The organism is Virgibacillus sp. W0181, assembly GCF_051846915.1.
Taxonomy (GTDB): Bacteria; Bacillota; Bacilli; order Bacillales; family Amphibacillaceae; genus JBPYCR01.
In genome coordinates this window covers 1-12039 of record NZ_JBPYCR010000057.1, presented here as the reverse complement: position 1 = coordinate 12039, position 12039 = coordinate 1, and the positions used below count along the sequence as shown (strand labels likewise).

The window sequence follows — 12039 nt, the reverse complement described above, 5'->3', positions numbered from 1 at the left end:
ACTTCAAGACACTCGAAGACATATTATCGACGGTTAACTTAAGTACAATCTCACGCTATATGAGAACAAGCGTAAAAACACTACAAAAACACTTGCCTTTTATAGAGAACAGTCTTTCACATCCGTACAGTAATGGTAGAATTGAAGGCATTAATAATAAAATCAAAGTATTAAATCGAGTTGCATATGGCTACCAAAACTTTAATAACTTTAAAAATAGAATTATGCTTCATTTCAAGTTAAGAGCAATTGTAAACCAACAAAAAGAATCTGTTTATCCTGCCGCTTAAGCGGCAAGATAAACAGATCCCGAATCATTAATATTTCAGCGACCTTAATTCAGCCACCAACACTATTTGACAAAGAGCCGAAAATAGTGCCGGCAAGTAAAATACGTGCGGCACTATTGTTTAATTTATTCATTCTTATGTTTATTACCCACGAATTTGGCCGGCAATTTGAGTATCTGTATCTTCCAATGTTTGGGCTGTTGTATTTAACTGCATGTTTACTTCTTCAAGCAACTCAACCATGCGGACAAAAGAAACTCGTAACTCTTCATATTGACCTATAAAAGCCTCTTTAGAGTTACCTTCCCAAATCTGGTTTAAATGATCGCGGAGTCCATCAAGGTTGCCAATAATATTGGAAACGTTACTGCTTTCTACGCCATATCTTCTTGCTACATCTCTTAGTTCTTGAGGGCTTAAACGAATCATTCCGGACATATACATTCCCTCCTTATTTGTTGCAATTTGGCTCATTTCAGAATGGTAATTCTGCATGATTTCGTAGTACTCTGTGTACTTTTCATCAGACTTTTTCATCAGTTCCTCATCCTGGTTTTTAATTGCTTTTGCTCGTAATTGAAAGCTTTCCACAGTTAATTCTGTCGCATCAACTAGCATCATTTTTGCAGCTTCCAATTCTTCTATTTCTGGTTCAATTTCTTTAACCGCAGTCACAACTTCCTTAGACATTGGTATTACTTTTTCTATCAGTGCATTGTAAACCGTTTGATCATCGGTGTAGTTATCGCCGACTACGTTCTCTAGTGCTTGAAATGCCTTACTTTACTTACTCGAAAAGCTAGAGACATCTTCATTAATAAATGTAATCACAGCTTGTTGCCCGGGGGACGTTCCCGAATTACTTTCGTTCACATCTGTTGGCAACGAAGTACTATTTTCCAAACCACTTTTTTCATACTCAATACCAAATTCTTTTGCAACTTCCGCAATTGACGAATGGTATTTTTCCAGTGACTGTTCATAGGATTGAAACTTTTTATCGGCTTTCTTTTCTACTGCCGCATCGTTGCTTACCATAACTTCTGCAACTAGCTCCAACGCTCCGGCAAAGTCGGTGATCGCAGTTTCCAATAAAGTATGAGGTTCTTCAAGTTCACTAATTGGTATATCAATGTCTTTTACAATATCCACTGCTTTTTCAGCTTTTGGTATTGCCTCACTTTTTAATTTGTCATGAATTGTTGCTTCTTCCTGATTGCTTAATATTAATGAATTTAGTATATTGGCGGATTCCTCTTGGTAGTCATTCGCTTCTTGTACATCTTCATTAATAAATTTAATAATTGCTTCTCCCTTATCCTTATCAGAGTTTTGCATCATGCTTGAACAACCGCTAAGGATAACAGCTGCCAATAAAAACGGTATTAAAAACCTCACATTTAAAACCCTTTCTATAGCTTACGATATGTTTTTAAAGTAATTTTCTTTCAGTTTTGGATAAACCTTTATTTGTAGAGCCCTTGCAATAACAATTGTTATTACCGTCGTTAATAACGGAATAAAGCCTATTGGACTAATGAATAATCCAATGAACAAGTACAATACAGCAGAAAGATACAAAATAATATAAATAACAAAAAATAAAATATTAAAATAAACGAATCTTTTTACCTTCGATTTTTCATTTTCCTCTACTTGTTGACTTAAATCTTTTACTAATTTCAATTCGCTTATAGTATCTGTGAAAGGGGCTATCACGAATTTCATAATTAATTGTCCTCTTGAAAAATTTCTTTAAGTTTATTGCGCATCGTAATTTCACCTTTTGATTCAAAGCCTTTAAAAATAACATCCACTATCTGGTCTTGGTGGAAGAATACATTTGTATCTTCCGAAATATGCCCTTGTGGATAAGGGCATCCTACGTAATCCCATATTTCTTCTTTGTTTGCCTGCTTTTGTTTTCGTCCGTAAATCATAACTGCCTGTTCGACAAAGTTCAATTTTACAACTGTACCAATCGGTAGAAGTACATCCCCTATTTCGATATGTAAATCATTAATTTGCTCATCCATCTTTTGCCCCTCCTTTTATCACCTAAATCGTTCTATTCAAAACTTATGCCAAGTTTGATACCAAATAACGCTCGTAAATCAAGCATAGTTTCTTTTCCAATTTTCGCTTCTCCACCGACACTTCCGGCAGATCCACCTAAGGTTACTTTAACATCCGTATTGGTAAATGGGATACCTATTATTTGGGATACTTCACCTTCCGCTAAGGATACTTTTGCTGCCACACCAACGGATCCTTTGTCGAAACCGGCGTATGCCTGTGCGTTTCCAGCACTTCCTTTTGCCTCATAACCAGTACCGCCAATCCAATCACCAAGATAAGGCATGTTTCTATCAAACTGGTAGCGACCATCAATTGTATATGCTTTTGCTTCTGCTTTTGCCAATGGTAACGGCAAATTTAAACCAAATACTGATTCACCACCAACTCTTGTTTCAACGGATCCTTTTAATATATCTGTATTCATGTTGGCATCTATAATATCTGAATCATAATCCATACCACCATGAACAAGGCTAAATTCACTTCCTCCACCGACCTGACCACTTTCGCTGAAGTCATCAAGTCCCATCCAATCGTTGTTGTACCAGCCTGCACCACCAGTAACCGAAAAGTTTTCAGTAGATTCTACGGTATCACCAGCGATTATATAACTATCCTCCGGGTTACTCGTCTTCGGAGCATAACAGACATTATTGGGGGCTTCCTCTATCGATTGCAGGTGCGTAAGTTTACTCGTTGCATATTTTCCATTAGGAATTATCCAATTATCCAAATAATTTACTTGGTCAGCATTCGTTTTATCAACGAAATAAGTTTGTAAGTAGTTTTCTATGGCAACAAGCTCTTGTTCATTCACTGGGTCTATCCCAAGTGATTGAAATTCTCCTTTTTTCAGCATTGAATTAATTTCACGTTCCGAGAATGCTCCATCTGACCTTGTTGTTCCTCTGTATGTAATTGGAAATAATGCATATGGAACCAACATTGCGAGAAATGGCCCGTGTTCCGTTAACACTTCCCTTAACTTATTCGTTGCATATTGTAGTGGATTCGCGTCTTTCAAAATAGTATTATATGATTCAAGATCATTCAAAACGGATACGTTAAAATTCCTGATCGATATCGATCCATTCGTAAACATTGTCTGTATTTGTGAAAGATAACTTTCTATCGTTGATATATCCTGTTGCATAGCGTCTAGTGCATTAGTTTGCGATTGATCCAGTTGATGCAGCTGGTTTATCGTCTCCTGTGATTGATTTCTTAAAAGATTAACACTGGAAACAACTTCACTGTCATTGAGTGATGAAACAGATACGAGATCCTGAACACTGCGTATGTCACTATTAGCATCATTCGTGATGCTTTGGACTGTCGATAATAATTTCGTCAAACCCTGTCTCAAATCATCTTCTATAAATTGCTCACGAACAAAACCGGATTGATCAGGTTCAAATGAATAAACAGCCTGTAATATCCCGTTTAAGACCTCTGTATAATTGGAAATAAACTTTTCAAAATATGTCAAGAAAGGCATATGACAATTAGCGTAAAAAGAACGAATGGCATTGCCGCCTTTCCCAGTCAAGGAATCTTCAAGTGATATAATATTATTAATGGATTTTTTTACGTTATGTATTTGCTCACTGATTGTTTCCAGATGAACTCTTGTCCGATCAATCCCATGTTCGACCCCATCCACATTCAGTACTTTCACAAAGCCACCCCCCTTACCCGTTATTCCATGTTCAACGAAACGTCGTACTATTTAAGTAGTCTTATCCCAGATGCAACATTTTGATCTGTTTGCACTAAAGAATCAACAGCTTTCCTTGTTGCCTCTTCATTATTTGTAAGTAATGATTGATATGTATTTAAGACCCTTGCTAATGTCTCGTTCATCTCATTCAAAGCATTAACCATTGTTAACCTATTATCATCTTGTACTGCAACATTTTCATTTACATTAAGCTCTTGTACAGAAGCTTTTAATTCCGCCAACGCGCGCTCTGTATCCGATTGTACTACTTTAATTGCATCACTCACTTAACTCATTAACTCCCTTCTTCGATCGGCATATAACCCATAAAGTCTTGAGTTGCTAGTTGATATGGAAGCTTCCAAATTAATAATTGTTTGTTTAAGAGATTCTATTTTTGCAGCTATTTTTGACAAACTATCTTCAAGCTGGTTATTCGTCAGTGCTTGATAGCTCATTTGTAAAAGACTCTTTCTAAGATTCTGAAAGTCAGCAGCCAATTGGCCGTGCCAACTATTGGGGGTGAGTTCTGGGGATAGACAAAGTTGCTCATGTTGTTGAAGCTCATTTTGACATCGCTCTAGATTTCTAAACACTCTTTCTAGTCGTTCAAGTTCTTCCCTTTTTTGCTCAGCCTGCACGTTTAATGAATGGATGGAGCTTTGAAGAACAGAAATTTCCCCATTTATAATGTGTAAACTATCCATATACCTCACCTCTGTTACCATTAATACCCCAGATTGTAAATTTAAAACAATACATATAATGTTGTCTATTTTACCGTATTAAATGGTTGATATTAAGAGTAAAAGCTACCATTTACCCTGTAAACTCGTTACTATAACTGGTATAAAGAACCACGAATTTAGTTCGACCGATTTTTATAAGTCTTAAGCTTTTATCTTTCGCTGTTGAAACACTACTTTCATTAAATTTTTCCATAAATATACAGATTTCAACTCATAGGCCCAGAAATAGTTAAACCTTACCGATTACTGTAGGACGGAAATACTTGGAAGTTATTAATAAGTGAATTAGTGAGTTTATACTTGGATTTACTGGGATTTTGTTTGAAACTTGGTGAATAATGAATATATGTTTCATTTTCATTTAATCAATTTGCTTATTGCTTTAAACTCCGGATGCTCCGCTGTTTCCATTAATTCAAATAAAGCCATCTCCACGTTTGTTTCCGTAATTCCATAGGATTTCATTTTATCAACACCTAATTGTTTACTTTCCAATGTTCGCGAAGAGATTGCGTCTTTTACGATTTGTACGTCATGCCCATGCTCCTTTAAATCCTTTGCTGTTTGATATACACATATATGCGATTCGATGCCCGCAACTAATACTTGATTCCTACCTAGTTCATTAAAGGCCTCTTGAAATTGTTCATTTTTATATGCACTGAAGGTCATTTTTGCAATTGGTTCAAGGTCGGTTAAATATTGCTTCACTTCATCCGCAGTAGGTCCCAGACCTTGCGGATATTGCTCCAGCCAAATGATCGGGATATCAAGTTTGCGCAAGCCTTGGATAAGCTTGCCCAGATTTCCTAGTAATTCTTTGCTTTCATGCATAATATGAGCCAGTTTTCCTTGAACGTCAACTAATACAAATACCGTTTGATCTTTATTTAACATGTTTTCACCTTCCCTGATTTATTCGTAACAATTAATCATTAGACTAAATTGTAAAATTGATTTGTGTTTTCATAGATGATCTGGTACACCTTATTAACATTTAAGTCTTTAATTAATGCAATCTCTTTTATTATATCGTGAACCATTTTTGGATGGGTTAGATTGTTTGAAAATACACCTTCAAAAGGCCACGGACCATCTGTTTCGGCCATCAGTTTAGTAAGAGGGAACCGGCGGACTAATTCGCGTGTTCTTTCTTTATATAAAATATCAGGTGTTACAGAAATGTAGTAATCATTTTCAATTAACCGGTCGATCGTTCGTTTATCTCCTTTAAACCAATGAAAATGAGCTTTTTTCACCGAATATTTTTCAAGCAGATTACACACAATCGGGGCATCTTCGTAAACTGCGTGAAGAACAATCGGTTTTCCCAAGAATACTGTTTGCTTTATAAATAGTTCAAGCAATTCAATATAAGGTTCTACTTGCAGGTTATTGTTTTCTTTTTTTGAATAATACGGAAGTCCAACTTCGCCAATAGCTGTCATTGTTGCTTGTTCTTCAGTAATAAAGCGAAGGAGGTGATTCAGTTGTTCATCGCTGGGAAGAGGCTGTTCCGGATGAAACCCAAAAGCAGGTTTTATTTTTGCATTCATTTGTGCAAGCGATGCATTCGTTTGGGCGGAAGGAAGATCGTTCGAAACACTTATGAGTGCATCGATATTATAAGTCTTCAGCTGGTCTATAATAAGATGACGGTCAACTTGTTTATAGAGCGGCAAGTGTATATGTGCATCAATAATCGGATTAATCAACTTTTTAACCTCCTTCTCCCTACCCCTACCAAAGCTTTAAGCATTCATTTTCCTTTCTATACTGTTCGGTTATTAATTTTCATCGTCTGAACGATCATTTATTATCTTTTGCTTTAGCTGCTTTCCTAACTCGGAGCTATCAATTCCGTTTCTTACGGCGGCTTGGATAACAAGATAAGCAACAAAGAAAATAACAGCAATAAACAGCAAGCTTGTAATCATTCCTATTGGTACAAATGTTGACACGGTTCACATCTCTCCTAGTAGGACGTTTTATTGAAACAATCAATGATAAGAATATTCAATCGCTTCTTAATATAATTGTAAGTTTTTTAATAAGAAATTTCAATTGAATGAAAAACATGTAATAAAACCGAGGTGACTGCCCGCACTCGATACTCTTTGCTTCATATAATGTAATGCATATCGAGGAGGTGGTAATATGAACCTATATAGAATACTCCTGTTTATTGGTATTTTTTCAATTTTACTGGCTGGCCTTTATGCTTATCAAGAGAATAATCAACCAGTAAAACCTGAGGAAGAGACGCCCAAAGAAGAGAATACTATTTATTGGGGAGTTGATTCTGCCAGCTATACGGATGAAGCGCTGTATCAATGTGTTGAGGATAATTTTGGACAGCCCGCCATATGGGGGCGATATTTAGGGGATAAAGAAAATGTCTCGAAAGGCCTAGACCAACAGGAAGTGGAATTACTTCATAATAAGGATGTTGAGATTCTCGTTATATACAACCATTTTACAGATGCAACCGGTTATGAAAAGGGAGTAAAGGAAGCAGAACAGGCTATTCAGTTTGCTGCTGATCTAGATATACCAGAAGGCGTTGCTATATTCGCCGATATTGAACCGAGTTATCCTGTAGACACAGCATTTATGGAAGGCTGGTATGATACCGTGACAGATTCAAATTATGAACCAGCTGTATATGGTGTTTTCGATGAGGCTAGTTCATTGCTGGATGCTTTCAACAATATGAATGAAGAAGCGCAGAATAATACGGTCGTTTGGACGGCATTTCCACAAGCCGAAATAACAACGAAAGAAAACGCTCCTGACTTCAATCCACAAGGCCCTTCCGATGCTTTATTGTATGGATGGCAATATGCAATAGAAGCAGAAGCCTGTAATATTGATACAAATTTATTTGATGGAAAAATTAAACAATATATGTGGTAAATATTTAAATTAATCATCGCTCATTATTTTTCTATTCCCCCCTTATAAAGTGTCCATTCGCAAACATTTTATGGTATAATGTAAATAGTGTTTAAATAATAAATGTTATAAGTAAATGTTATTCTATCCGCAGTTACCGCAACCCGTTGATTTTACATTGGGTGTACAGGTAACTGCGATTTAACCGTGGATAAACGATGAAGGAGTGATTGGAAACGTTGTATAAAGAGAATCGCTTTCGCGGCTTAACCGGAGCAGATGTGAAAAAAGATTTAATTGCAGGTGTTACCGTTGGTGTTGTTGCAATTCCACTTGGGATGGCTTTTGCAATTGCATCTGGAGTAAAACCGGAATACGGATTATATACAACAATTATCGCGGGGCTTCTTGTTGCTTTATTTGGTGGTTCGCGCTTTCAAATTGCTGGACCAACGGGAGCTTTTATCCCTATATTATTAGCCATTGTCCTACAATACGGATATGAAGACTTACTAATTGCTGGATTTTTAGCAGGAATTATGCTTATCTTAATGAGTTTCTTTAAAGTAGGAAGCTTAATAAAATTTATTCCAAGATCGGTCACCATCGGCTTTACATCCGGAATAGCCGTAATCATCTTTTCGGGGCAACTTGAAAACTTCTTCGGACTCGCCGGCATCGAGAAAAAAGAATATTTTCACCAAAATATGATGCAAATCTTGTCCAACCTATCGACAATAAATATTTACAGCATTATGATTGCATTTACTGGACTATTCATTATTATCTTTATCCCCAAAATTTTTCCGAGAATTCCGGTGTTACTAGTAGCGCTTATCATTCCGACCATTATATCCATCCTATTTTTCCCGGATAAAATGGCAACAATCGGGACTGCTTTTGGCGGAATATCCCAGTCGCTCCCACCAATCCAAATCCCAGCTGTAACGTGGGAGAAGATCGTTTATTTATGGCAGCCTGCATTTGTCATTGCTATGCTTGGTGGCATCGAATCATTGTTATCGGCAGTTGTTGCCGACGGAATGACGGGCAAACAGCACCGCTCCAATCGGGAATTATTTGGACAAGGGCTGGCAAATATAGTAACGCCATTTTTTGGTGGGATACCCGCGACTGGTGCAATTGCCCGAACTGCGACAAATATTAAAAGTGGGGCAGTAAGTCCGTTTTCGGGTATTTTTCAGAGCGTGTTTGTTTTGCTTACTTTATTGTTATTTGCTCCATTTGCATCGCACATTCCTTTAGCAAGCATGGCACCAATCTTAATGGTCGTTGCTTTCAATATGAGTGAATATAAATCTTTCTGGCATATACTAAAACTACGGACAGGTGATTCCCTCGTTCTTGTAACTACGTTTTTACTAACTGTTTTTGTTAATTTAACGATTGCTGTTCCAATCGGATTACTTTTGGCTATGATTTCATTTATTAAACGGATCAGTGGTATGGTGGAAGTGGAAAAAATAATACCTGATAGATTTGCAAATGGCATTGCCGGGAACGGCGACAGTGATTACCGCTGTCCTAAAATTGCAAGTTACACCGTTCATGGTCCTTTGTTTTTCGGGGCTGCTGACCGATTTGAAAAGATGATTACACGTTCGATTAATAAACGACCGGCTGTATTAATTTTGAAAATGCGGCATGTGTCGTTGATTGACGTAACAGGTGAAGCAAACCTAGCATCGCTCGTAGAAGACTTTCAGAAAAAGAAAGGAATTGTACTTATTTCCGAATTGCAAGAAGACCCGTTGAACATGCTGAAAAAGACTGGTCTATATGACAGAATCGGAAAAGATCACTTTTTTGAGAACACAACAGACGCTATCGATTATGCTATAAGTATAATCAACGTAAATAAATGTCCTGTTTGTTCTAAAGACGGCACAACAAGCTGTCAAGTTTATAAAAAAATAAATGGTCATTCATCATGATCCTAACTCACTCATAATAAGTAGGTTTTAGACTAGTAGGAAACGTGTCATACAGACGTTGTTACACGATGCGACTGTTTTAAGCCTGTACTTCTTGACCCCTCGGGTTAACATATTTCGTGTATAGAGGAGCATGACAGCCCATTAATTTCGTAGTAAATAAAACTAATTAGAAATTCAGTCACTGATTAATTTAAAAAGTTCTTCTTTAAAGTTAAAGAAGAACTTTTTTATTGATACAATTTATTTATATGCATTTATTTATACTTCTTTGCTTTCATATTTTAAACTACTATTCTTATATGTACTTTTAATTTTATTCTTTGTTAATACGTTTTATTTTTCCATTGTAGATAGATCACCTGTAGGCAGATCAAGTTCCCAAGCCTTTAACACTCGGCGCATAATTTTACCACTTCTTGTTTTTGGTAAGAATTCTCGAACTTCTATTTCTCTCGGGGCAGCATGAGCGGCAAGCCTTTCTTTTACGAATACTCGAAGCTCCTTTTCCAGCTCCTTTGTTTTAGAAGTATCTGCTCTCAGTGCAACAAATGCTTTAACAATTTCACCTCTTACGGGATCAGGTTTACCTATAACTGCCGCTTCTGCAACAGAGGGATGTTCCACAAGCTTACTTTCTACTTCGAAAGGTCCTACTCGCTCACCGGAGGTCATAATAACATCGTCATCTCTTCCTTGAAACCAAATGTACCCTTCTTCGTCCATTATTGCAAGGTCACCTGACATATACCATCCCGGCAGTGCAAAATATTCTTGCAAGCGCTCTTCATTTTTCCAAATTGTTCGCATCATTGCAGGCCACCCAGATTTAATACATAAAGAACCCATTTCTCCTCGAGGAACCTCTTTTCCATCCTCATCCATAATTGCAACTTCTATCCCTGGAAATGGCTTACCCATCGATCCTGGTTTAATTGGTAAGGACGGGTAATTTGAAATTAATATACCACCTGTTTCAGTCATCCACCAATGATCATGAATATCCAATCCATACGCTCTTTTCCCCCAATGAATTACCTCGGCATTTAATGGCTCACCGACACTCAATATATGTCTTAAAGAGGTAAGATCGTATTTATTTATTTCTTCTTCTCCAATGGACATTAGTTTACGAAAGGCTGTTGGTGCACTTAACCAAACAGTAACGCGATATTTTTCAATTGTTTTGTACCAATCATCTGCGCTAAAGCGGCCACCACGAACTAAGTTGGAAGCGCCGTTTAACCACGGACCAAAGATTCCGTAGGATGTACCTGTTACCCACCCAGGATCTGCAGTACACCAGTATAGATCATCTTCTCTTAAATCAAGTATCCATTTTGCGGTTTGATAATGATGGATCATCGCATTATGCACATGAAGTACACCTTTTGGCCTTCCGGTCGAACCGGAAGTATAATGTAATATCATTGGATCTTCACGATCGACCCATTCGATCTTTAGTTCATCCGAGGCCTGCTCCATTTCTCGTTCGAAGCTATAAAATGTCGTACCAGCACTCCTCGGAGGGAGATCATCTTTACCACCGAGGATAATATTTTTTAATTTAGGTAACTTAGAATAAGGTACTCTTTGTAATAACTCCTTAGTTGTTATCAACGTTGTCGCTTCACTGTTTTCAAGTCGATCATGAACCGCTTGTTCCATAAACGCTTCAAATAAAGGACCTGCAATTGCACCGATTTTTAAAATGCCCATGACACTAATGTAAACTTCGGGACTTCTTGGCATAAATAAAAATACACGATCTCCTTTTTGCACACCAAGACCTTTTAATACATTGCCAAATTGATTAGACAAATATTTCATATCCTGAAACGTATATTTTTCGTCCCGTACATTATCATTGTAATATAATGCTACTTTATTTTTCCTCCATGATTCTGCATGACGATCAATCGCTTCATACGCCATATTCACTCTTCCTGTATCATACCAAGAAAATCCTTGTTCTACTTGTTTCCATGAAAAATCTTCACGTGCCGCATCATAACAAGGCATATTGAATTTGTTTGTAGCTCGGGCAACTGATTTGCTCACATGATCTCCCCCTACATGGAGTAGTTATCTTGCTACTCACTTTTATTAGAAAACTTAGCTTATTGCTAAAGGTATTCCAAGAAATAAGTTATTTCACTAGCGTTGCATTAATTAAAACAAATAATTACCAATATTCCCAATGATCAGTAATTTACTTTTTCTCCAATAAAAAATCCTTTATAATGGAGAGACAGGTGGTTCCTGTCCAAATCCCATTACAAAGGATAACAGATATGGACAAGAATACACGAAAATCTTCATTTGGTAAATGGATAAGCCCTATTAATTTT

At 37.0% G+C, this 12039-nt stretch carries 14 protein-coding genes; 3 read left to right on the top strand and 11 right to left on the bottom strand.

Annotated elements, in window-relative coordinates; all coding sequences use genetic code 11:
* Positions 1 to 290: transposase (locus tag ACLIBG_RS15160; RefSeq protein ID WP_439313601.1), on the top strand; the 290-nt coding region annotated here is incomplete at its 5' end.
* A gap of 144 nt (positions 291 to 434) precedes the next feature.
* On the opposite strand, the gene ACLIBG_RS15155 is transcribed toward ACLIBG_RS15160, so the two are convergent.
* The 10 genes from ACLIBG_RS15155 to ACLIBG_RS15110 all read right to left on the bottom strand — a co-directional run bounded on the left by ACLIBG_RS15155 (position 435) and on the right by ACLIBG_RS15110 (position 6799).
* Positions 435 to 728 (bottom strand): WXG100 family type VII secretion target, encoded by a 294-nt coding sequence (locus tag ACLIBG_RS15155; protein WP_439313603.1) that lies wholly within the window; start codon positions 726 to 728, stop codon positions 435 to 437.
* A 345-nt stretch (positions 729 to 1073) separates the two neighbouring features.
* The gene (locus ACLIBG_RS15150; protein WP_439313600.1) at positions 1074 to 1688 is read right to left on the bottom strand and encodes a hypothetical protein; all 615 of its coding nucleotides are present in this window, start codon (positions 1686 to 1688) and stop codon (positions 1074 to 1076) included.
* 21 nt (positions 1689 to 1709) lie between these two features.
* Complete coding sequence (locus tag ACLIBG_RS15145; protein ID WP_439313599.1) at positions 1710 to 2018, bottom strand: hypothetical protein; 309 nt, start codon at positions 2016 to 2018, stop codon at positions 1710 to 1712.
* Positions 2019 to 2020: 2 nt separating this feature from the next.
* The gene (locus tag ACLIBG_RS15140) at positions 2021 to 2326 is read right to left on the bottom strand and encodes a DUF4176 domain-containing protein (RefSeq protein ID WP_439313598.1); all 306 of its coding nucleotides are present in this window, start codon (positions 2324 to 2326) and stop codon (positions 2021 to 2023) included.
* Positions 2327 to 2358: 32 nt separating this feature from the next.
* Positions 2359 to 4047 carry a ribonuclease YeeF family protein gene (locus tag ACLIBG_RS15135; protein ID WP_439313597.1) on the bottom strand — a complete coding sequence of 563 codons (1689 nt, stop codon included), beginning with the start codon at positions 4045 to 4047 and terminating at the stop codon, positions 2359 to 2361.
* Between the two features lie 47 nt (positions 4048 to 4094).
* Entirely contained in the window at positions 4095 to 4376 is a 282-nt protein-coding gene (locus tag ACLIBG_RS15130) for a DUF5344 family protein (protein WP_439313596.1), read from the bottom strand.
* Entirely contained in the window at positions 4377 to 4796 is a 420-nt protein-coding gene (locus tag ACLIBG_RS15125) for a YwqH-like family protein (protein ID WP_439313595.1), read from the bottom strand.
* A gap of 399 nt (positions 4797 to 5195) precedes the next feature.
* Positions 5196 to 5735, bottom strand: coding sequence for a hydrolase (locus tag ACLIBG_RS15120; RefSeq protein ID WP_439313594.1), 540 nt, complete (start codon positions 5733 to 5735; stop codon positions 5196 to 5198).
* A gap of 38 nt (positions 5736 to 5773) precedes the next feature.
* The gene (locus ACLIBG_RS15115; protein ID WP_439313593.1) at positions 5774 to 6553 is read right to left on the bottom strand and encodes a TatD family hydrolase; all 780 of its coding nucleotides are present in this window, start codon (positions 6551 to 6553) and stop codon (positions 5774 to 5776) included.
* A gap of 72 nt (positions 6554 to 6625) precedes the next feature.
* A complete protein-coding gene (locus ACLIBG_RS15110; protein ID WP_439313592.1) occupies positions 6626 to 6799 on the bottom strand; it encodes a hypothetical protein in 174 nt (57 codons plus the stop codon).
* A gap of 196 nt (positions 6800 to 6995) precedes the next feature.
* On the opposite strand from ACLIBG_RS15110, the gene ACLIBG_RS15105 reads away from it, so the two are divergent.
* Both ACLIBG_RS15105 and ACLIBG_RS15100 read left to right on the top strand, forming a co-directional pair.
* Positions 6996 to 7754 (top strand): glycoside hydrolase domain-containing protein, encoded by a 759-nt coding sequence (locus ACLIBG_RS15105; protein WP_439313591.1) that lies wholly within the window; start codon positions 6996 to 6998, stop codon positions 7752 to 7754.
* Positions 7755 to 7972: 218 nt separating this feature from the next.
* A complete protein-coding gene (locus ACLIBG_RS15100) occupies positions 7973 to 9688 on the top strand; it encodes a SulP family inorganic anion transporter (RefSeq protein ID WP_439313590.1) in 1716 nt (571 codons plus the stop codon).
* Positions 9689 to 10024: 336 nt separating this feature from the next.
* Here ACLIBG_RS15100 and acsA read toward each other — a convergent pair whose 3' ends face one another.
* Positions 10025 to 11710: an acetate--CoA ligase gene (gene acsA / locus ACLIBG_RS15095; protein WP_439313602.1), complete on the bottom strand. Its 1686-nt coding sequence runs from the start codon at positions 11708 to 11710 to the stop codon at positions 10025 to 10027.
* Between the last annotated feature and the right edge of the window lie 329 nt (positions 11711 to 12039).